Genomic DNA, 21,331 nt, shown 5'->3' with positions numbered 1-21,331 from the left:
GTGCTGGTTAAGGTTGTTAGACATTGTCCGGACAAATAACTTAGTCTTCGCTGACGAGATTTTTTCGACAAGGTGACGACGATGGAGATTGAGCTATGCGTGTTGCCATAATCGGGTTGTTGCTGACAGCATTGGCTTTCGCCGGGTTGTCTCAGTCGGCGATCGCCGAAGAGGGGCAGAACGAAGACGGCTACACAGCTCGCGAGGGCGTATCTGAAGAACTACGCCTTTGGGTCGATGCGAGGGCCGGTACGGGAGAACCTGTCCACTGGGTCGCCGATGGTGGTGTCTATGAGTTTCCTCGCGGCAAAAAACTGTTCGGGATGGTCGGTTTCGATAGCTCTCGGGTGATTTGGCCGACGGAGGAAGGTGATCCAATCATTCACCTGACCCGCAAGACCTTTGCCTATACAGATCCTGTGACCGGTGAAATATTGAAGGAATACAATGGTGAGCCGGTTTCGCCCATCTCCTATCCCTATCAAGTAATCACTTATCGTAACGAAGGCGGCAAGATTTTCGGTGATGTCGAGCAGGGAGTTGGAGAAGGAATCCGGCATATCAAGATGGAAGAAGGGATGGGGATGCGCTGGATCGGGCAGGATACCCTGGCTGTCACTGCTCCGATCTTTCTCGACTTTCCGTTGCCGGGCGGAACCCGCTACGAGGCATGGGAAAATTATGATTTCTTCCTTCATCGAGGCGACAAGCTGGATGAGCCCTATCAAATGAGCTGGCAGCGTTTCGGGTCACTTCCACCGTGGGCTGGAGGGGGCAAGGCAATTTACCACCTGCTTTCCTGGCGCGTCGAAGATGAAAATGAGTTTCCGCCCAAGTTGCTTGAATGGGCAAAGGCAGACATGCCCATGTGGCTCATCCCTCCAAAAGACATGGCGGAAGTTCGAGCGCTTCAACAGGGTCAAGCCGGAGAAGGCTGGGCGAAGTAGGCGCGAAGGAGCGATGTGATGGGCGGAGTGCTAGAGAGCTTTACCGGCGAAATTCGATACACGAGTAGTAAAGAGGGCAGACGCGGAGAAGAGCGTGGCCGCGAGAGCTTCCGGATTGACATTCACGAGGATGGTTCGCGGGTTCTGGCCGCTCATGGGGAAATTGACGATGCGCCATCCGTCTCACGCGATGTCAACCAGAGGTTCGGCCCCGATGGCAAACCTACAGAGAGCTTCATCCGTATCGCTGTAGGCGGGGAATTTCGAGGCAGTGGATGGTTTCGCTTTGGCGAGGCTATAGCCGAATGTGAGGCAATGACGTCAGTAGAGGGACGGATTTCGCAACGCGTGGAGCTTGGACGACCATTGGTTGCATTTGGAAATCACGCGATGATCAATGACGGCTTTCTGCTGAGCCGTTATGATTTGTCACAGGGCCCAGGCACTCAATTGATCGAGGACATGTATTTGTCCTCTCCCGATCACCGGGGGGCAACCGGCCCGATGCTCTTTCCCATAAAACTGGTCATCCAATATCATGGCCGCGAGGAATTGGAGGTTGAGGCGGGCCGGTTCGAAGCGCATAAATTCTCTTTCCCCGATGTGCCGGGCTTACTGGAAGAACATCCCGAATATGATCTGTGGTGCACCACAGACGGCAATTTTATTTTACTGAAAGCCGCTGTCGGCGGGTACATGCAAACGCACTACGAACTCGGCGCTCTCAATCACGTCCGGCATGTATAGCATGACAGCCTGGCTGATGGTTTTGCATATTGCGGTGCTTGGCTACTGGCTTGGTTCTGAACTGGTCATCAATTCAACCTATAAATATGTGAGCTACAGCGGCGATATGCCTTTTGGCGAGCGGGCTCGTTTGATGGACCATGTCATGCATGTGGACCAGCATGTGCGCTATGCCTTGGTGTTGCAGGCGGGTATCGGTTTCATGCTTGCGATATCATATGGCTTTATACCCGGCGGAGACGCAGTTTTTTGGGCGGCCGCAATAGTGACTGTTGGATGGCTGGCTTTTGTTGAGGCCGTCCACCGAATTCGCCATAGCGATACGGGGAATATCTTCGCATCAATTGATCGCGTTTCGCGTTACGTGCTCATCGCTGGGTTCCTAGCCCTTGCTTTCCAACTGGTTGGCGGTTCCTGGCCAGTGCCGCTTTGGCTGCGCATCAAATTTGGCCTGTTTGCCGGCATTATTGCTTGCGGTGTTGGAATTCGGTTCGCACTGATCGCACATTTCCGGACTTGGAAGATAATGGCAGACGAGGGCGTTACGGATGCCCGCAATGAAGTGATCAAGCGCACTTATGTGAAAGCGACAGGGGTGCTTGTTCTATTGTGGGTATTCATCGCGACTATTGTCGTTGTCAGTGTCTTGAAGCCTGTGTGATGGCAACGGACCTGATCAATCGCCTCCGAGAAATCTGCGGTCATGATGCTGTGATTGTCGAGCAGGCAAAGCTCGAAGAGGCGAGGCATGACGTTCACGAAACCGGATTTGCGCCTGAAATATTGTTGAAGCCAACTGATGCGGCCACTGTTCCTGATGCAATAGCTGAGATTGCCCGTGCCGATTATGCAATCGCGCCGCGTGGTGGTGGGCTAAGCTACACCGCCGGATACATACCCCATTCTGACCGGACCGTTTTGCTGGATACTGCGGCGCTCAACAACATAGTTGATATCAGTCCGGGTGATATGACGATCACAGTCGAATGCGGCGTGACGTGGAAACAGATCTATGACGCTCTCGAACCCTACAATTTAAGGCTACCTTTCTTCGGAACATTTTCCGGCAAGGGTGCCACCGTTGGCGGTGGCTTGAGCCACGGTGCACTCTTCTTTGGTTCGGCGCGCTATGGCTCCGCGGCCGAGATGGTTTTGGGGATGGATGTCGTCTGCGCGGATGGCAGTGTGCTCAGGACGGGACAAGGCGCATTAACGGTTGCGAGCAAGTCCTTTTTGCGCAGCTTTGGCCCGGATATTACGGGATTATTCGTCCATGATGGCGGCACATTGGGCCTGAAGCTGCGCGCCACTTTGCGCGTGGTTCGAATGCCGAGATATTTTGATTACATCAGCTTCGCCTACCCGGCATTGGATCAGGCGAGTCAAGCCCTGTGCGCAATTGCACGTGAGGGAGCCGCAGAAGAAGCCTACATCATGGATCCCGCAGCAACGGATCATCTCGATATCGATGCGGCGGAGATGTTGCGCTCCGCGAGCGCGGTGGCGAAATCTGCTGACAATCCTCTCGCTGCGACCAAGTCGTTGCTGGCAATGGGCAAGGCCGGTGTTTCGGTCATTCCGAAGGGGCACTATTCGCTCCATGTCACGGTCGCGGGTCGTTCTCGGCAAGCCGTGGCTGCGGATGCGAAGGCAGTTGTCCAGTCTCAGAAAGATGCGGGCGGAACACACGTTGCAGCCACCATCCCAATGGTAGCGAGAGCTGACCCGTTTGCGAACTTGAACGGTGTTCTGGGACCAGAAGGAGGGCGCTGGGCCGCGCTTAACGCGAAGGTTGCACTTACCGATGTGCAGAGGCTGTTGACCTCCTTCGACGCGACGATTGAGCCATATGCCGAAGAGATGCAGGCCTTGGGCGTACGGATGACCCGGCTGGCGTCGGCCCTCTCAAATCATTGCTACAGCTTTGAGCCGGTATTCCATTGGAAAGATAGCTGGCTGCCCCTGCACCGCAATGCCCCTGACCCTTCGCATATTAGTAAGTTTGAAGAACCTGCAGCCAACCCCGATGCACGCGTGTTGGTCGATACGCTGCGCCATGAAACAGTCAATCTGTTCCGCGATATCGGGGCTGCGTCCAACCAGATCGGGCGCGTCTATCCGTTTCTGTCCGCACTATCGGACGAGCCGCGCAATTTGCTTCTGACGCTCAAGCAATGTCTCGATCCCAAGGGGTTGATGAACCCGGGAGTGCTTGAATTCCCGATTACCAAAGAACCATGACCAAAGGGGATACCGTTAAGATGGCCGAACTTTATGCAATAAACTGCCGTGACAAGCCCAATTCAAAAGAGAAACGGATGGCCGGTCTAAAGGCTCATCTTGCCCATATGGATGAAGTGTTTGATCGCGTATCGATAGCTTGCCCGCTGCTTGACGAAGACGGTGATTTCGCCGGGTCCATGCTTGTTATTAGCGCCACTGACATGGCTGACGCTCAGGCATTCATTGAGCAGGATCCCTACTATGATGCTGACATATGGGATTCCATCCAGATCGACCGTGTCGGTGTTACGGCCGGGAGCTGGGTGGGCGGCCAACCTTGGTAGTATCCGATTGCCTAGCCTTTGAGCTCACGCAGCAATACCCGCATTAGCTCGTCCATATGAGCTCGCTTGCGTCGCATCAGATAGATGGGGCTCTTCCATGCCCCGCCACTCAAGTCTCGCCACATCACGCCATTTTGGTCACGGCACAGCGATCTCGGTAAAATCGCCAAGAAGTCAGACTGGGATATCGCGTGAAGTGAATATAGCACCGATGTCGTCATGATACCCGGGCGTGGCATGGGTAATCCGGCATTCGAGAATGTTTCGGCGATAATATCATCCAGCAGGTCTGTGTTCCGGCCAAGAATCCATTTCGTATCTGCTAGGTCAGCGACGGATTGTGCATCTTGCAAGCGTTTATTGGCTGCGCAACCAGCAACACCCCATGGTTCGACGAAGACCTGTTCCAGCAGTATTCCGTCGTACTGTCCGCCAACCTGAGATGACAAAGCGATGTCGATCTCCCCACGGTGAAGCGCGGCGACGAAATCCCGGTCTATGCCACCTTCGACATCAATCCGGATGTTTGGGAAATTGTGCGCAAATTGCGTAAGCCGCTCGCCGATCAGGCTGGCAGCTGCAATCGGGCTTAGACCCACTACCAACCGGCCACGCTCAAGGCCCAAAGCGGCGCTCGCGGTGTGGCGAAGCTTACCTGCACTTGCGATGATCTCACGGGCATATTCAGCTATAGATTCGCCGAGCCGGGTCGCGGTCATTCCGCGGGTTTCGCGCACGAATAATTGACCGCCAAGTTCGCTTTCAAGCCGCGACAAGCTCTTCGACAATGCTTGTTGTGTCAGGCCGACGCGCTGCGCAGCAGCTGTCAGGCTGCCTGAATCCAGAACGGCGAGAAAATGCACAAGCTGTCGGTGTTCCATCACGCAATACAAACATGATTTGTATAACTAGACAACCTTTTGTTAGTCCTCTGGCGTGGCCTCCGTATGTACGAGCTTAACGGGAATAGCGAAATCGGGAGAGAATATATGGCTAGCCTCAATAGTGTTGAGCGGTGGGATGAAACCGTCGATGTTCTCATTTGTGGCTATGGCTGTGCCGGAGCTTCGGCCGCGATCGAGGCTTATGACCTGGAACCGGATGCCAGGATCCTAGTCATCGAAAAAGCGCCCGAAGAATTCGCTGGCGGGAACTGCCGCGTCTCTGGTCAGTCGTTGATGATCTCTAAGAACAAGGAGGCGCTCAAAGACTATCAAAGGAAAATGAGTGCAGCCAATCCTGTGAGCGAGGAGCTGCTGGATGAGTGGGCCGACAGAATGGTCAATCTGGAGCCCTGGATTCAGAAGATTGCGGCAGATGTGGGATCAGAGTTTCTTCGCGGCACAGGTTTCAGCGAGCGGGATGTTGTTCTCGAATTTCCGGAATTTGGTGCGCGCGACGCGGTTGCTTACACTTCGACGATCCTTCCCATTCCTTCGGGCGTATGGCTTGCGCTCAAGGCCAATGTTGAAAAGCGCAATATCCCGGTCTGGTTCGACGCTCCGCTAACAGACCTCATTCAAGACCCTGACACGCTCGAAGTCTTTGGAGCGTGGGTCGACCATAATGGTGTGCGCAAGGCGGTGCGCGCCGAACGCGGCGTGATCATGGCGGTCGGCGGTTACGAGTCCGACAAGCAAATGCAGCGTGACTATTACGGTTTGTCCAACGTCACACCGCTCGGCACACCGTATAATCAGGGTGATGGGATCCGTATCTTGCAAAAAGCAGGTGCGGAAATGTGGCACTTGCGCAATCAGGGCCAATCCGGCGGCATCTGGCCCGGCGTTCGCCTTCCCCATCAGGAGACCGCCTATCTGCGTAACTTCATGCTGCCGGCCTTCAGCTGGTTTGACATCGATAACACCGGGCGCCGCTTCTACAATGAAGCCAACGAGCTTCAGCTAACCCACTACAAGGAAAAGAAGCACGGCAGGTGGGTCGATGTGCCACTCAACGAAGCCTATCCCGTCTATATGATTTTCGACGAGACCACGCGTCAGGCTGGCAAGCTGGTTCTCGAAGTGATGACATGGAGCGCGGTTGTGACCGCCGAAGAGTGGAGCGAGGACAACAGCGCCGAAATCGATTCCGGGCTCATCAAGAAAGCCGATGATTTCACATCGCTCGCTCAGCAAATCGGGATCGATCCTGCTGTACTGGAGGACCAGGTAGAGCGGTACAATGCATCTTGCGCGGCTGGTCATGATGAAGAGCTTGAACGTAGCGCAGATACGTTGCTGCCATTGGCCAACGGCCCCTTTTATGCGCTTCCGATTACGCCAGCGATTGTCTGCACCGGCGGCGGAGCCAAGCGCGACATGGATGGCCATGTGTTTGACCATCAAGGCAAGGTCATTCCGCGATTGTTCGAAGCGGGGGAATTGGGGTCGTTTATTTCCGACCTTTACCAAAACGGGTCCTATCTTACCGAAGCGATGATTACGGGGCGCGGCGCTGCCCGTTCGGCACTCGCACTTCAGCCCGCAGCCATTCTCGAAGCGGCGGAATAACCCATGTTGGTAAAAACACCTGCGATGAAACTGGGCGTAGAAGTCCGTGAGAGTAAAACTGAGGACGGGCGGCTGATCTTGTCAGGCGTGGCAAACGCAATGCCTTGCACCGTCGAGATTGGGGGCGACGAACTTGTCCGTCTGATGGGTAAGTTCATCCGGCCGGCGGTTATGGGTCTCATCATAAAATCGATGTTCAGCTCAAAGCCAAAGGACTGAGAGATAGCAATGATCGAATTTCTCACCTTACACGAACTCAGCATCCTTCGGTACTTGCATATCCTTGCTATGGTTTTTTGGCTTGGCGGGGAATGGGGGGTGTTTCAAACGTCGTTCAAAGTGGTCGATCCCGAGCTGACTGCGTCCGAACGACTGCGCCATCTTGATACGGTTTTCAGGATTGATATTCTCGCCCGGATCGGGATCGTCTCTCTCTTGCCTCTTGGCCTTCATATGGGGCATCTGTGGGGACTTCAGCCCAATGGCGGTGGTTTTCTAGTTGCGACCTGGATTGTTTGGGTGCTGTGGATTGCCATCACGTTGCTGGCGTTCCGAGACAAAATGGCGAAAAGTAAGACGCTCTTCGGTTATTTGGAGGATTGGACCCGGTATATCCTGATCCCCGTGTTGCTTATCGTCGGAACAACTTCGCTGATGGGTTTGGGCCCGTTTGAAGCTGGTGACGGACAGAATTGGTATGCAATCAAGCTCATAATATTCGGCATCGCGTTTATTGTCGGGCTAGTACTTCGTCATTTTCTGCATAGCTGGCCCGGCATTTTTGCCGCGCTGTTGCAGGGTCCCGATGCCGACTCTGAGAAGAAACTCGCAAGGTCCATTCGCGCTTCGAGGAAGGTTGCAATCTGCTATTGGATCACAATCCTTGCCGCCGGCTTTTTTGGCGCTGTGAAGCCGGTCTGAAGGTCGCGAGAACAGATACAAACATTAACGACAGCTTCTTTTCTCCCATCGCGCGCCTTGCCCTAAACGGGATGTTTCCGCTGGCCGCCGCTTCTTGCCTCAATGCATGCAATGTTGCTCCCCTCGAACGAGATATTGCCATGACTCACACTCTCGATGCTTATCGCACAGCTATTCTCTCGAATGGAGAGCGTTGGATAACCTATTATCAGGCCGGCGAGATCGAAAAGATGCGGGATCTTTACGAGGAAGATGCTTTGGTCATGCCAAATGGCTCTCCTCTGCTTCGGGGAGTAGACGAAACTCTCGAATTCTTCGCCCGCAACCGGCGATCTGGCAAGGAAGTGACGTTCCGGTCTGAGATGGAAGATCTGGTGGTAGAAGGTGATCGCGCCTACCTGGTAACCCAATATTCGATGCGGATTACATCACCGGAAGGCACGTTGACCGACCTGAATGGCCGCACATTTCTGGTCTATCGCAAGGGCGTCGATGGAATGTGGCGTGTCTGGCGTGACATGGACAACAGCGCGCCCGATGTCGCATTGGAGATCGGCGATTAATGATCGACTAAGCCGCCATTTTGGCGGCCACGCCTAGGTCGATTTCACCGCTAGCCCATAAATGCGCCGCCACTTATGTGCAGGATGTTCCCGGTCATGTAAGATGAGCCGGGGCCAAGCAGAAATAAGGTTGGCCCGGTCACATCCTCAGCCACGGCCAATCGCGCAAGCGGTATCTTCTCCAGATATTCGTCCATATCAAACCGCAAAGGTGCATGGGGATCCGCCGTGCGCCCACGTCCACCACGCAGGAACGGCGTATCAACTGCGCCGGGCGAAACAAAATTTATGCGTACGTTCGGCGCGACTTCCCTTGCGACGCTCTGACCCATCGCAACCAGTCCCGCTTTTGCGGCGACATAAGGGGCATATCCAGGTTGAGGAATATAAGCCATGTCGCTCGTAATCAGAACCACACTGGCAGTATCCTCATGTTGCAAAAGCGGCACCAGCGCGCGCAAGCACAAGGTCATCAGACGCAAGTTTCCCGAGACAATCTCGTCGATCGCCTCAACCGACCAATCTCCAATCGGCATTCTCTGACCGGCGAAGCCCGAAGCGATGACAAGCCCGTCAAGTCGGGGCATCACTGACTCTAGCTGTTGCGCCATCCGATCGATGGAGTTTTCGTCTCTCCCATCGAATGCGATCACATGGGCCGCAGTCGAGGGCGCTTCGTGAATGGATTTTTCCAGATCGATAGCCGCGACCTCGCAGTCAGCTACGACCAGCTTTTGTACGATGTCGCTGCCAATACCCCCGCACGCTCCAATGACCGCGATTTTCGATCCGGCGGCTGGGGCCAATTTGTATGCGTCATTCAATTGCCAGCTCTCCGATTAGGCAATCTTCGGATTGCCCATAATGTTTAGTCGCTCTGCCGTGTCGTCTGAAACGTAACTTAACGCAATTTAGCTGGTCGCGGTAAGGCTGTGCTTCTGGCTGTTTGTTCGCGCCCTGCCTGTCAATGCCGTAGTGGCTACTCTGGCGCTGGATCAAGATGGTTGCATCCTTCAGCGTGTAGCAGATGAACCGTTGAGTAGCCTCTTCCAGTCTACGAATAGTCTGAATCCTAACTCTTTGTGTCACCAACTTTTCTTTAGACATATGAAGAGCAATGACCGCTCGCGTTAGCTTAATCTCAAAAGCAGACATTCCGCTTCCGGCCCAAACTCAGTCATCAGGCCCCGAACAGATTTTCCATCTGCGACTGCCAGGTCGGCTCAATCGCCCCAGTCTTCAGCAACTTCTCGGAGTTAAGGGTGGACGGTATTTTGCCCGCCAGGACCGTTTCGATCACCTCGGGCGCAAGGAAGGCGAGGCGGACAACGCGGCTGATATAGGATGGGGAGACTCCTTCTTTTTCGGCCAAGGCTGTGATCTTGATCTTGCCCTTGGCCAGTTCGTCCCACCAGTTGCGTGCCTGGTAGATCAGCCGAATAAGCGTCATATCCGGTTTGTCGGTGCCGGCGCTTGTGCCGTCGGCCTGGATCAATCTGACCGCCAGTCCCGACCGCTTGAGCCTGGCAGGAGCAGAATGACTGAAACTATCCTTCTGGCTCGACCCCTGAGGCAATTCTAGCAGTTCGGCAACACCGCCTTGGCTGAGATCGAGGACGATCTTCTCCGGGAAAACAGATGCGCGGTTCAAGACTGTTCGAATTATCGCGCGGCCATTGCTCTTGAGGCTGGCTGCTATGCTTTGGGATCTGCGTTCGACTGTGACGAGCATCGAGGTCGGAACCTCAATCTTCGCCCGCTCGATCAAGGAAAGCGGCTGCTCAAAAATGTGTTGGAGCTCCTTCCTGACCAGCGGTTCGATCTCGTTGGCTGGAATACGCAGGGCTGGAGGACGGTTGCTGCATTCGCCGCGTGGTTCGCTCTGCTGGATATAGTAGCGATAGCGCTTGACTGCGCTTTCAGGCTTGCTGGGTACAGGCTTCGTGGTGTGGACGGGTTTGAGAGCTTGGCCATCCTCATCGAACAACAGACCAGCGAGCAGTGCATTGCTGCGTTCGTTACGGGTGCTGCGCCGGTGGCGCTTCTCCGCCAGCTTCATTCGGGCATATTCAAAAGTGTCTTCGTCAATGATTGCCTCGTGCTGGCCTTCGAAGACTTCTTCCTTGTGCGCTATCTTGCCGCGATAGATCGGATTGGAGAGGATCTTGTAGATCTGGCCGCGGGTAAAGGCGCCGCCGCCGATTGATTTGCCGGTGGTAAGCGTACGCTCTGGAACGCGGATCCCTTCGCGCTCCAGCTCTTCAGCCAGGATGCGGACAATGCCGACTTGGAGATAGCGCGCATAGATATCGCGTATTAGCGATGCATGCTCTTTGACTATCTTCAGGCTTCGTCCATCAGGTTCATAACCTAGAGGCGGTATCCCGCCCATCCACATGCCCTTGGCTTTGGATGCGGCGATCTTGTCCTTGATCCGCTCGGCTGTGACCTCGCGCTCGAACTGGGCGAAGCTTAAAAGCATGTTCAACGTCAGCCGTCCCATCGAGTTGGTGGTGTTGAACGACTGGGTCACAGAGACAAAGCTGACCTCAGAGTCATCAAAGGTTTCGACCAGTTTTGCAAAGTCCAGCAGCGACCGCGTCAGCCGGTCGACCTTGTAGACAACGATGATGTCGATACGGCCTGCATCGATATCAGCGAGCAGGCGCTTGAGAGCAGGGCGTTCGAGCGTACCGCCCGAGATCCCGCCATCATCATAGAGATCTGGGAGCAGGCTCCAGCCTTCGGAGGCCTGGCTCATGATATAGGCAGCGCAGGCTTCGCGCTGGGCATCGAGGGAATTGAAATCCTGTTCGAGCCCTTCTTCAGAAGACTTGCGGGTATAGATGGCGCAGCGGATCTTCTTCATGCTGCTTGCCGCTTCCTCTTCAAGCCAAAGAAGGCAGGGCCCGACCAGCGGGTGCCGGTGATGGCGCGGGCAACCGCGCTCAAGCTTTTCCACTTGCGATCATTCCAGTGGATCGCTCCGTCATCATCGACAATGACGACGTGAAGCTTGCCGCCAAATTCGCGGGCGAGGCGCATGCCGGGCGACAGGCTCTGGGTCTGCGTATTGCTCGCAGCAAGCTGCTCAAGCTTCTGCAGGCTCTGCCGCGATAAGCCGCCATGCACGGCGGCCTGTAATTCCCAGGCGAGTGCCAGCCGAAGCAGCGCGGCGCTGACCTGTGGCACCGGCCGAGCGGTGAGGGTGACCCACCGCTCGGCCAGCGCAGCCGCATCCATGGTATCGAGAGCTGCGAGCTCATCGCGCAGCTTTGTCCGCGCATTCATGAGCCTGCCTTGATCGCGTAAACGCTGACATCGTTGCGCGTGCATCGCTCGATTACGTAGCCGCGTTTTTTGAGGCCTGTCAGCGCAGCGCGGGCAGTGTGGACCTGCCAGCCGGTTGCTGTGACCAGTTCGTCGAGCGTCGCGCCTTCCTTGCGCTGAAGAAGCGCGACTACCTTGCCAATCTTGCTATCGGGTCTTGGTACCGAAGGCGAAGCTATAGGTGAGACCTTGGCGGTCGTGGCATCCTTGGGTTTGCTCGTTGAGCTTGTCGTCATGGGTGAATCCTTTCCGGTCTGGAGCAGCGACATGCTGCTCCCACCACCCAAGGCCCCGGTGCGCGCTTGGCGTTGGGGCAGCGGTCACCATCAGGGCCGCGATTCAGTAGGCACATGAATGCTTGCTTCGGGCGGAAAGTCTAATGGAAAGGCGATCGAAGTCGCAAGAAAGATCGTGATCTTCGATGTGGCGATCCGTAGATCCAGATATTGCTTATGCATCCACCGACCACCGGATATCTTCTGCTTACCTGATGGGAGGAATTGCGAATGGCGACTGTGTAGCTAGTACTTTCAACTTCGATCTGCCGCGATGCCCGGGCATTCCTTGGCCGATAGCTGGAGAAACCTCGATTGCCTTACTCACTAACACAGTTTTTCTCGAGAAAGCGAGATCGACACGCTTGATACGGGAGCTACAGTTTGCGCTCCGTATGGCTTTGCTCGGTTCCCTTGAACTGTTGGCACTCCATTTCAAACCATTGCCCTTTGCAGTGGCAATTCACTATGTTCATTTCAGCTAACTACTGCTGGTCATGAATTTGCCTTATCCAAGACAAGTGAGAAGATAATGAAAAGGTTCGGCCTATTAGTTTTGCTCATGGTTTTTGCGACCCCGACCAAGGCGGAGCAATGGATGGCAGAAGACCAGTGGACTGTTGGTTGGCTTGGCAACGTGTGCAGCTCGTTCGAGATCGAAGACAAACTCATTTGTGGGGCATATCTTCAGGGGTTCTTTGCAGGCCAGCAAGCAGAAGCCATGACTTCCAAACGTTCGGATCCAAAATCAATCTTGGCTTTTTGCAGGCCTCCTAATTTGACCGTCGAGCAAATCGCCGAACTGGTGTCAAAGTTTGCACTCGAGCACCCAAATGCCGCTTTTGAGAATGCCCATTTCGCTCTTGCCGATCATTTCGAAAAGATTTGGCCGTGCGAGAAGTGATGTTGGCCGAAGATCCTGTCATGAGGGATTCATGACTCGCGTCGTTCTGAAAGGCGCTTGCAAAGAAGAGTCCGTCGGGAGTTTAGGGTGTGACAAGAGCTAGCAGAAAAGGAATCGTCCTCGCTGGAGGCTCGGGCACCAGACTCTATCCGCTCACACGAGGCATCTCCAAACAGCTAGTACCCGTGTTCGACAAGCCGATGATTTACTATCCGCTGAGCACGCTAATGCTGGCCGGCATTCGCGATATTCTTGTGATAACGACCCCTGAAGATGCGGCGCAGTTCCAGCGCGTTCTGGGGGATGGATCGCAGTTCGGGTTGGCGATTGCCTATGCCGAGCAGCCCCAGCCAGAGGGATTGGCACAGGCTTACCAAATCGGCGCTGAATTCGTTGCTGGATGCCCGTCGGCGCTCGTGCTGGGCGATAACATTTTTTATGGGCATGGGTTGCCCGAAGTCCTCAAGGAAGCCGATGCGCAAGCTTCTGGTGCGAGCGTTTTTGCGTATCGCGTCAACAACCCCGCGGCTTATGGCGTGGTCGAGTTTGATCGGGGTGGGCAGGCCATCTCAATTGAAGAAAAGCCAGAAAAACCAAAGTCAAACTACGCTGTAACCGGTCTTTATTTCTACGATGAGAGCGTCGTTGATCGCGCCAGAGATCTTGCCCCTTCCAAGCGAGGTGAACTGGAGATCACCGACCTCAACCGGCTCTATTTGGAAGATGGAGCGCTGAGCGTGCAGATCATGGGGCGCGGCTTCGCCTGGCTCGATACCGGCACTCATGGGAGCCTGCTCGATGCGGCAAGCTATGTCCGGATCACAGAAGAACGACAGGGCCTGAAGATATGCTGTCCTGAAGAAATCGCCTGGCGGCAGGGGTTCATCGATGATGCGCAGCTTGAGGAGATTGCAGCGCCATTGCGCAAATCTGGCTACGGCGAATATCTGCTGTCATTGTTGAGCGAGAGCTAAGCTGTCATGCAGATCCTCGCTTGCGACATTCCTGGCCCCTTGATCATTGAGCCACGCGTGTTTGGCGATGAGCGCGGCTTTTTCATGGAAAGCTGGAACGCCGCCGTGTTTGCCGAAGCGGGTCTCGATCTCAGATTTGTGCAGGACAATCATAGCCGCTCGCAAAAGGGCGTGCTGAGAGGCATGCATTTCCAGAACCCGGGGGCTCAAGGCAAGCTGGTGCGCGTGGTCAGCGGTGCGGTCTTCGACGTCGCGGTCGATTTGCGCCGATCATCGCCGCATTTCGGACAATGGGTCGGCGTCGAACTGAGCGCAGACAATAAGCGCATGTTCTGGGTACCGGAAGGCTTTGCTCACGGTTTCCTCACGCTCGAGGATAACACGGATTTTCTCTATAAATGCACTGCGCCATACGCGCCGGCGCACGAGCATTCGCTGGCGTGGGATGATCCGGTAGTCGGGATCGACTGGCCGCTCGCGGGCCTGGATGTGCAATTAAGCGCGAAGGATCGCGCCGGCAAGCGACTGAACGAGATCGGGGCTTTCTCATGAAGGTGCTGATCTTCGGTGCGGGTGGTCAGGTCGGGGCTTCGCTCCTCGTTACAGCGCCTGCGAAATACACCCTTGAGGGGGCCGCCCGCGCGGACTGCGATCTCTCCAGCGAGACCGCCCTCGAAGATTTCATCGCGGCGCGGGAGCCCGCGCTCATCATCAATGCGGCTGCCTACACCGCCGTTGACGCGGCCGAGAGCCATATCGACGAATGCTATGCCATCAATCGTGATGCGGTAGGGATCATGGCGCACGCCTTGCAGCGATGGGAGGGGAAGCTGGTTCACCTGTCGACCGATTATGTCTTCGATGGTCGATCGTGTCGCCCCTATCTCCCGGACGACCACAGGCATGCACTCGGCGTGTACGGAAAGTCCAAAGCAGCTGGCGAGGATGCGATGCGCCGCGGCGATCTGCTGGTCCGCACTTCGTGGGTCTATTCAGCTGGCGGCCAAAATTTCGTCCGCACCATGCTGCGCCTGATGTCCGAGCGAGACGAAATCCGCGTCGTGGCTGACCAGATCGGGGCACCGACATGGGCGACCGGACTTGCCATCACAGTCTGGGGCCTCATTGCCGCAGAGGCGACCGGCACATTCCATCATAGCGATGCGGGCGTTGCCAGCTGGTACGATTTCGCCGTCGCAATCCAGGAAGAGGCGCGCGCCATCGGCTTGCTTGAAAGAAGCATCCCGATCATCCCCATTGCCAGCAGCGAGTATCCCACCGCTGCCCGGCGTCCTGCCTTTTCGTTGCTCGACAGCAGCGCAGCACGTCATTTGCTCGGCGACGGATACACGCATTGGCGCGAAAACCTGCGGAAAATGCTGAAAGAGGAAAAGGCTCTTGGCTAACCTTCTGGTCACTGGCGGTGCTGGCTTCATCGGCGGCAATTTCGTCCATTACTGGGCGAACAAGCATCCCGCAGACAGGCTGATTGTGCTCGACGCACTGACCTATGCCGGAAACGAATCCACTATCGCCGGCGTCGAACAGGCCGAACTGGTCGTCGGCGATATCTGCGATACGGCGCTGGTCGAGAAACTTCTGCGTGAACGCGGCATCACGGCGATTGTACATTTTGCAGCAGAAAGTCATGTCGATCGCTCGATCACCGGCCCCGATGCCTTCATCGAAACCAATATCCTCGGCACGAACAGCTTGCTGAAAGCCGCGCGGCAGGTCTGGCTGGATGACGGCTCTGGCCAACCGCACCGGTTCCACCATATCTCGACCGACGAGGTGTTCGGCTCGCTTGGGCCGGAAGATCCGGCGTTTCACGAAGCGACACCTTACGCGCCTAACTCGCCTTACTCTGCGTCGAAGGCGTCATCGGATCATCTCGTTCGGGCTTACCATCATACCTTCGGGCTGGAGGTGACGACCAGCAATTGCTCGAACAATTACGGGCCATATCAGTACCCTGAGAAGCTGATCCCGCTGTTCCTGCTGAACGCGCTCTCCGGTAAGCCGCTGCCGATCTATGGCGATGGCATGAATGTGCGGGACTGGCTGCATGTCGAGGACCATTGCCGGGGGATTGAAGCATGCCTGGAACGCGGGAAGCCGGGCGAAACGTATAATATCGGGGGCGGCGCAGAGCTGCCCAATATGGCTGTGATTGATACGATCTGCGCTGAAGTTGATCGGGCGATGGAGGAAGTGAGCGGGTTGGCGGAGCGTTTTCCAGACGCGCCTGCAGCCAAAGGAGGCAAGACCTCGCAGCTCAAGGCCTTCGTCGAAGATCGCAAGGGGCATGACCGGCGCTATGCAATCGACGAAACGAAAGCGCGCGCTGAACTGGGCTATGCGCCGGCGCGCGGCTTTGAAGAGGGGCTTCGCAGCACGCTTCGTTGGTATCTCGACAATGAAGACTGGTGGATGCCGTTGCTTAAATTGGCCTCCTGATGTCAGGCATATTCAACGCGAAATGATTGAAGCAAGTCCATTTATCTCGGAATTTGAACACTCTAGCTAAATCAATATCCTTCTCGATTGGCCGGAAGGCCACCGATATTCTGCCCTCTTCAGTCTAAGCTTCTGTTTTGCAACGCTTAACTAAGCTAGCGTCTTGATCGCTCTGCCTGTTACAGCGTTGCAGCTGAAAAGTCGCCACAGGGCTGGTTATTAAGGATTTTCCTGATATAAGGATCGTCGAAAATAGGAGTTGGTCGTGAATCATTGGAAAATCTTGCCAGTCGTCGGCGCTGTTGCTCTCGCATCACTGACCGCATTGAATGCGCAGGAACAGCCTCAGCCACAGGGGCCAATTTGTTCTGTCACTCTCGAGCGCACTCAGCCTGACAATGTGTTTGATGTAACTCGCCAAGTTTTCGACGATGGCACCTGCAACTGTTTCGTTTACACAGGCGCGACTACTCAGCGTCAGAATGTGGAAAATCGTGTCACTAGGATACTGCAAGAACGCCGCTGTCCGGAGGCTGAAGTGATGCGGGTTGCTAGAGGGTCCGGCCAAGTACTGCCTCCATCTTATCCAACGACTGAAGCAGTCGTCATAGCGATTCCTGCGACCGCGCTGTTTGCGGCCGGTGTGGCTATTGCTGTGGATGGTCCAGACAGCCCATAATTTCTCCTCATTGCTGGCTTGCGGTTAAGGCGCGTCGTTTGAAGCACCAAGGAGCACTCGTTTCGGCAGTGACTGGCCTTTTTGTGATGCAATCTGCACGGTTCACCGATTATCTGGCATAATCAGTGACATTAGCCTAGGAATCATCCTCAACTTGTAGCAAGAGTTTTGCCTGTGACATGCGCAAAGGGTGAAGAGCGTCCCTTCGAGAGCGTTTGATCACCAGCGCCTCTTCACGGGCGTAGCACAGCTAAATGCATGTAAGAGCAATGAGGTTGCGAAAAATGGCAAGTATGATTGGCGCGCTTTGGATTGGTTGCCTTAGGGTCGTCGGGGCTTTCTTGTTCATGATTGCGGTAACCGCCTGCACCTCTTCTCGAGGTTCCGATATTCCATATGATGTCGCCGGTTTTGGCGAGCCTGACGCTCCGTCGGCCACTCGTCTGGCGTCTGACTATCGTATCGCCCCGCTCGACAAGCTCTCGATAAATGTGTTCCAGGTCAAGGATCTTTCGGGGGAATATCAAGTCGATCTTACCGGCAACATCGCAATGCCTCTGATAGGGAATATCCCCGCAGTCGACCGAACTACACAGGAGCTTCAGGAAGAGCTTAAAGTCGCATTGTCCAAGAAGTACCTCAAAGACCCGGATGTGACTGTCGGAATATTGGAGGCTACAGGAAGCACGCTCACTCTAGAGGGCTCGATAAACAAGCCAGGACTCTACCCTGCGTTTGGAAAGCTGACCCTGGTCCAGGCTGTCGCAATGGGTGGGGGATTGGACGAATTCGCGAACCCCAAGACAGTGGTTGTTTTTCGCCAAGTTGACGGAAAGCGGATGGCGGCCGCTTTCGATCTAACCACGATAAGAAAAGGAGAGGATCCCGATCCTGAAGTCTATCGTGGCGACATCATCGTAGTGGATGGATCGAATACCAAGCGCGCGTGGCGTAACGTGATCCAATCAGTACCGCTCCTCGGCCTCTTCCGCCCCATTTAAGGTAGACCGTCTTGACCGAAGAACAATCGCTCGACCGCTCGTTTCGGCGCGGCTTACCCACGCGCCAGAGTGATCGCTTTTACGACGACTTGGCATATGATGAGTTTGTAAATGGGGACGAATTCGAGCCATCGATTTCGCTTTTTGACTTATTGAATATTTTATGGGCGAGGAGGCTGTGGCTGATCATTGCGGCACTGGCCGGTTTGCTGTTTGGAGTTGCCTACTCCCTCTCGCAAACTCCCCTCTATCGATCGACAGCGATCGTTGAACTCAACCCACCAACCGTCCCGATTTTGTCGAATTCGGGTTCGGCTGAAGAGTTGGTAGCGCCAGCGACAGATTGGCAATTTCTCGAAACTCAGGTTGGTATCATGCGAAGCCGAGCTCTGGCGGAGCGTGTGGTGCAGGATCTCAATCTTGTCGCCGAAGTTGATCAAGCGGAAGGTGCAGAGCCAAGTGTTGAGGCATTGGCCGGATCGATAGCAGGCGGCCTCACCGTGAAGCCATCTGCAGACAGCCGTCTTGTGGAGTTCTCCTACGTCTCAGACGATCCGCGAGATTCTGCTCGCTTCGTCAACGGATTTGCATCGTCATTTATTCAGCTAACGCTCGATCGCAAATATGAGGCTACCACTGCGGCGAGAGATTTTCTTGAAGAGCGGATCGCGGCCGTTAGGCAAGACGTAAACGATGCAGAGCGAAAGCTCGTCGACTATGCAAAGGCGAACGGCATTGTGCTGCTTACAGGCGAAGATACGTCCGGCGAAGCAGGGACAAGCAGCCTAACCGGTAATTCCCTCGCGTCACTCAACGCCGCATTGGCTAACGCCCAGCAAAAGCGCATCAGCGCTGAACAGCGATATCGCCAGGCCGGTTCCATAAGCGAGGTGAATGCCAGCACAGCCCAGCTGCGTCAGGAGAAGGCAATCCTGGAGGCCGAGCTGCGCGAAAAATCGACCTATCTGCAAGCGGACTTTCCTGAGGTCGTAAGACTCAGGAACCGAGTGAGTGAGCTCGAGAGACAAATCGCGCGAGAGACTTCTCTTTCAGCAGCCGCTTTGAGAGCAGAGTATCAGGCGGCTTTGGCTGAAGAGAACTCGCTTCGATCCCGGGTGGAGCAGTTAAGCTCCAACGCTCTGGATGAACGTGAAGATTCTATCCAGTACAACATCCTCAAGCGCGAGCTCGATACAAATCGTACTTTGTATGATGCGCTGCTCTCTCGTTACAATGAGGTAGGCGTGGCAGCCGGTATAGGCACGGCCCAGGCAGCAATTGTCGACACTGGAAAGGTGCCAGGAGCGCCATTTAGCCCAAATACACTGCGAAACTCGTTGTTGGGCTTGTTGTTGGGACTTGGTCTCGGAGGTGGTTTGGCAATCCTCTACGAGCGCTTTACGAATACTATCAAGACGAAGGAAGACATGAACGAGAAGCTCCGTCTGTCGGCTCTCGGAATCATTCCTGTAAAACAAAAAGCTGATGAGCTGCTGGACAAGCTCCACGACCCCCAATCCGAAATTTATGAAGCATACGCGGGACTTAGAACAACACTTGAATTCTCCACCCGCGACGGGTTCCCCAAGAGCCTGCTTGTAACAAGCGCAAATCCCGAAGAGGGTAAATCAACCACCAGTTATAGTCTTGCTGTGCAGCTGTCGGACGCTGGCAAGAAGGTCTTGTTGATTGACGCCGATATGCGCAAGCCTTCATTTGTGGTCGAAGAGCAATCGGATATTGGATTGGTGCGACTGCTGACGTCGATGGAGCAAGCAAAGAAGCATGTTCTTACGACCGCCAACAAGAACCTGTTCTTGCTTCCTAGTGGGCCAATTCCGCCGAACCCTGCCACTATCATTCGCACGCGCAGGTTGATTCAGATTTTGGAGGAATTGGACCAGTATTTCGACGTTGTGATCCTCGACGCTCCCCCAACCTTGGGCTTTGCTGATGCTCAGTTGCTCGGTTCCGCCTGTGGGGGAGCTCTCTTCACTGTCGAAAGCGGGAAGACGAGAACAAGCGCCGCACTGGCGGCTTTGAACCAGTTGCACTTGGCGGGTGTTTCGGTATTGGGCGGAGTTCTGACCAAGGCCAAAGCTTCAACCTTCAACTACAGCTACAGCTACCGCTATTATCAGTCCGCCCTTGAAAAGGGGCCGCGGCGGTCGGAGCTTGTAACCGGACTTTTGGAAAACAGCGATTCGAGCGATATATGGCACAAGGCCGATCTGTAGCGTTACTCGTCTTATCAGGTCTATTTTCGTATATTGCGGTTTTGACATTCAATTGGAACGCAGGCTGGGCGTCGCCTCAATTCTTCGCGCCCTCGGCTCTTCAGAGCAGCCCGGAACTCACCATGCGAACTGCGACAATAGAGTTCCTTGAGAATCGCGGTGATCCAACTTCGGTCGATCTTGCGAGTCTGAATTCGGCTTTATCGTGGGCACCCCTCGAAGACGAGCCCTATACGTTTGCGGCAGCCCAGCAGTTTGGATCAGGTGATCCTGAGCGGGTAGAGGCACTTCTGAAAGTCGCTTTGCATCGCAATCCACGGTCGCGCGAGGCGCGCGTCTATCTGTTGGAACACCTTGTCGACCAGGGCCGCGCGCGCGAAGCAATTGAACAGATTGAAATACTCTCATTGCTCATGCCTGACCGGAGGGGACTATTTCAAAGTAATCTGCTCTATTTGGTCACATTCCCTGATACTCGGCCTGAAGCCATAGCCGCGCTGACAGACAATACCATTAGGCTTAATCTGATGCGCAGCCTTGCTAATGCAGGAGCAAGCGCTTCGATGATCCTTGATACCCATGATGCGTTTGAAGATTTTGACTTGGGTGCGGATCCTTCAGCATCGATCAGTAGCTGGATCGCGCCTTTGATTGAACGCTCGGATTATAACGGTGCTCTTCGCGTCTGGCGCCGTTTCAATCCTGAAGCCAAGGCGGGCGCCTTGCTGGTTGATAACAAATTCAGCGGGCGATTTGGGCCCCCATTTGGATGGACAATCAGAAGCGGTCCCAATGGCTATGCCAAACTCGGTGACGCTGGCTTGACCGGCGAATACTATGGGCGGCGTCCTGCGAGTCTGGCTCAGCAGGTTCTTCTGCTTTCTCCAGGGGCCTACAAAATCTCTTTCAGCGATCTTGCCTCAGTGGGACCTCTCAAGTTCGTGATCCGGTGCCTGGGCGGACAAGAGTTGGCAAATGATGGCATCGAGCAGAAACTCGCCACGACGTTCAGTGTCCCAACAAGTGGCTGCGATGCTCAGACGATTGAGATTAGTGGGCGCCCCACAGATCCGCCCCGTTCGGTGCAGTTCGGTATTGGCAACGTCGCGCTGGAGCGCCTTGATCAATGAATGAGGCGAAATTCCATCCCGTTGTCGCGGCTTATCTCGCGCTTTGCATTTTGCTGGGAGGAGCAAGCAATGCCGGCTTTCTG

General features: G+C 55.1%; 22 protein-coding genes. 17 read left to right on the top strand and 5 right to left on the bottom strand.

Annotated features, from left to right (window positions below; genetic code table 11):
• The first annotated feature begins 95 nt into the window (after window positions 1–95).
• From ACG9DO_RS00330 to ACG9DO_RS00310, 5 genes are read left to right on the top strand one after another with little or no spacing between them, the layout of a single operon-like run.
• Window positions 96–947, top strand: a complete 852-nt coding sequence (locus tag ACG9DO_RS00330; RefSeq protein ID WP_394729538.1) for a DUF1838 family protein — start codon at window positions 96–98, stop codon at window positions 945–947.
• Window positions 948–965: 18 nt separating this feature from the next.
• Entirely contained in the window at window positions 966–1,694 is a 729-nt protein-coding gene (locus ACG9DO_RS00325) for a hypothetical protein (protein WP_394729536.1), read from the top strand.
• A gap of 1 nt (window position 1,695) precedes the next feature.
• The gene (locus ACG9DO_RS00320) at window positions 1,696–2,355 is read left to right on the top strand and encodes a hypothetical protein (protein WP_394729534.1); all 660 of its coding nucleotides are present in this window, start codon (window positions 1,696–1,698) and stop codon (window positions 2,353–2,355) included.
• A complete protein-coding gene (locus tag ACG9DO_RS00315; RefSeq protein WP_394729532.1) occupies window positions 2,355–3,935 on the top strand; it encodes an FAD-binding oxidoreductase in 1,581 nt (526 codons plus the stop codon). Before ACG9DO_RS00320 ends, ACG9DO_RS00315 begins: the two co-directional genes overlap by 1 nt.
• A gap of 20 nt (window positions 3,936–3,955) precedes the next feature.
• On the top strand, window positions 3,956–4,261 hold the full coding sequence (locus ACG9DO_RS00310) for a YciI family protein (protein WP_394729530.1): 306 nt from the start codon (window positions 3,956–3,958) through the stop codon (window positions 4,259–4,261).
• Window positions 4,262–4,272: 11 nt separating this feature from the next.
• Here the strand turns inward: ACG9DO_RS00310 and ACG9DO_RS00305 are convergent, their stop codons facing one another.
• A complete protein-coding gene (locus tag ACG9DO_RS00305; RefSeq protein ID WP_394729528.1) occupies window positions 4,273–5,142 on the bottom strand; it encodes a LysR family transcriptional regulator in 870 nt (289 codons plus the stop codon).
• A 108-nt stretch (window positions 5,143–5,250) separates the two neighbouring features.
• Between ACG9DO_RS00305 and ACG9DO_RS00300 the strand changes: the two genes are divergently transcribed.
• The 4 genes from ACG9DO_RS00300 to ACG9DO_RS00285 all read left to right on the top strand — a co-directional run bounded on the left by ACG9DO_RS00300 (window position 5,251) and on the right by ACG9DO_RS00285 (window position 8,258).
• On the top strand, window positions 5,251–6,774 hold the full coding sequence (locus ACG9DO_RS00300) for an FAD-binding protein (RefSeq protein WP_394729526.1): 1,524 nt from the start codon (window positions 5,251–5,253) through the stop codon (window positions 6,772–6,774).
• A 3-nt stretch (window positions 6,775–6,777) separates the two neighbouring features.
• Entirely contained in the window at window positions 6,778–6,993 is a 216-nt protein-coding gene (locus tag ACG9DO_RS00295) for a hypothetical protein (RefSeq protein WP_394729524.1), read from the top strand.
• 9 nt (window positions 6,994–7,002) lie between these two features.
• Window positions 7,003–7,695: a hypothetical protein gene (locus ACG9DO_RS00290; RefSeq protein ID WP_394729521.1), complete on the top strand. Its 693-nt coding sequence runs from the start codon at window positions 7,003–7,005 to the stop codon at window positions 7,693–7,695.
• Window positions 7,696–7,835: 140 nt separating this feature from the next.
• Window positions 7,836–8,258 (top strand): YybH family protein, encoded by a 423-nt coding sequence (locus ACG9DO_RS00285; RefSeq protein WP_394729519.1) that lies wholly within the window; start codon window positions 7,836–7,838, stop codon window positions 8,256–8,258.
• A 50-nt stretch (window positions 8,259–8,308) separates the two neighbouring features.
• On the opposite strand, the gene ACG9DO_RS00280 is transcribed toward ACG9DO_RS00285, so the two are convergent.
• From ACG9DO_RS00280 to ACG9DO_RS00265, 4 genes are all read right to left on the bottom strand, one after another.
• A complete protein-coding gene (locus ACG9DO_RS00280; RefSeq protein ID WP_394729517.1) occupies window positions 8,309–9,082 on the bottom strand; it encodes an SDR family NAD(P)-dependent oxidoreductase in 774 nt (257 codons plus the stop codon).
• Between the two features lie 356 nt (window positions 9,083–9,438).
• The gene (locus tag ACG9DO_RS00275) at window positions 9,439–11,127 is read right to left on the bottom strand and encodes a recombinase family protein (protein WP_394729515.1); all 1,689 of its coding nucleotides are present in this window, start codon (window positions 11,125–11,127) and stop codon (window positions 9,439–9,441) included.
• Complete coding sequence (locus ACG9DO_RS00270) at window positions 11,124–11,549, bottom strand: DUF2924 domain-containing protein (RefSeq protein WP_394729513.1); 426 nt, start codon at window positions 11,547–11,549, stop codon at window positions 11,124–11,126. Before ACG9DO_RS00270 ends, ACG9DO_RS00275 begins: the two co-directional genes overlap by 4 nt.
• A complete protein-coding gene (locus ACG9DO_RS00265) occupies window positions 11,546–11,824 on the bottom strand; it encodes a DUF3489 domain-containing protein (RefSeq protein WP_394729511.1) in 279 nt (92 codons plus the stop codon). The genes ACG9DO_RS00270 and ACG9DO_RS00265 overlap by 4 nt, the downstream gene beginning before the upstream one ends.
• Before the next feature lie 571 nt (window positions 11,825–12,395).
• On the opposite strand from ACG9DO_RS00265, the gene ACG9DO_RS00260 reads away from it, so the two are divergent.
• From ACG9DO_RS00260 to ACG9DO_RS00225, 8 genes are all read left to right on the top strand, one after another.
• On the top strand, window positions 12,396–12,767 hold the full coding sequence (locus ACG9DO_RS00260; RefSeq protein ID WP_394729509.1) for a Rap1a/Tai family immunity protein: 372 nt from the start codon (window positions 12,396–12,398) through the stop codon (window positions 12,765–12,767).
• An 89-nt stretch (window positions 12,768–12,856) separates the two neighbouring features.
• A complete protein-coding gene (gene rfbA, locus ACG9DO_RS00255) occupies window positions 12,857–13,741 on the top strand; it encodes a glucose-1-phosphate thymidylyltransferase RfbA (RefSeq protein ID WP_394729507.1) in 885 nt (294 codons plus the stop codon).
• Window positions 13,742–13,747: 6 nt separating this feature from the next.
• Window positions 13,748–14,293 (top strand): dTDP-4-dehydrorhamnose 3,5-epimerase, encoded by a 546-nt coding sequence (gene rfbC, locus ACG9DO_RS00250; RefSeq protein ID WP_394729505.1) that lies wholly within the window; start codon window positions 13,748–13,750, stop codon window positions 14,291–14,293.
• Window positions 14,290–15,147: a dTDP-4-dehydrorhamnose reductase gene (rfbD, locus tag ACG9DO_RS00245; protein ID WP_394729503.1), complete on the top strand. Its 858-nt coding sequence runs from the start codon at window positions 14,290–14,292 to the stop codon at window positions 15,145–15,147. Before rfbC ends, rfbD begins: the two co-directional genes overlap by 4 nt.
• Window positions 15,140–16,201 (top strand): dTDP-glucose 4,6-dehydratase, encoded by a 1,062-nt coding sequence (rfbB, locus tag ACG9DO_RS00240; RefSeq protein WP_394729501.1) that lies wholly within the window; start codon window positions 15,140–15,142, stop codon window positions 16,199–16,201. Before rfbD ends, rfbB begins: the two co-directional genes overlap by 8 nt.
• 963 nt (window positions 16,202–17,164) lie before the next feature.
• Window positions 17,165–17,881 (top strand): polysaccharide biosynthesis/export family protein, encoded by a 717-nt coding sequence (locus ACG9DO_RS00235; RefSeq protein ID WP_394729499.1) that lies wholly within the window; start codon window positions 17,165–17,167, stop codon window positions 17,879–17,881.
• 11 nt (window positions 17,882–17,892) lie between these two features.
• Window positions 17,893–20,118: a GumC family protein gene (locus ACG9DO_RS00230; protein ID WP_394729497.1), complete on the top strand. Its 2,226-nt coding sequence runs from the start codon at window positions 17,893–17,895 to the stop codon at window positions 20,116–20,118.
• 122 nt (window positions 20,119–20,240) lie between these two features.
• Complete coding sequence (locus ACG9DO_RS00225; protein ID WP_394729495.1) at window positions 20,241–21,248, top strand: tetratricopeptide repeat protein; 1,008 nt, start codon at window positions 20,241–20,243, stop codon at window positions 21,246–21,248.
• Window positions 21,249–21,331: the final 83 nt, after the last annotated feature.

The organism is Altererythrobacter sp. GH1-8 (assembly GCF_043702085.1).
Taxonomy (GTDB): domain Bacteria; phylum Pseudomonadota; class Alphaproteobacteria; order Sphingomonadales; family Sphingomonadaceae; genus Erythrobacter.
Note: the sequence above shows the minus strand (reverse complement) of the source record. Positions and strands in the feature narration are given on the sequence as shown.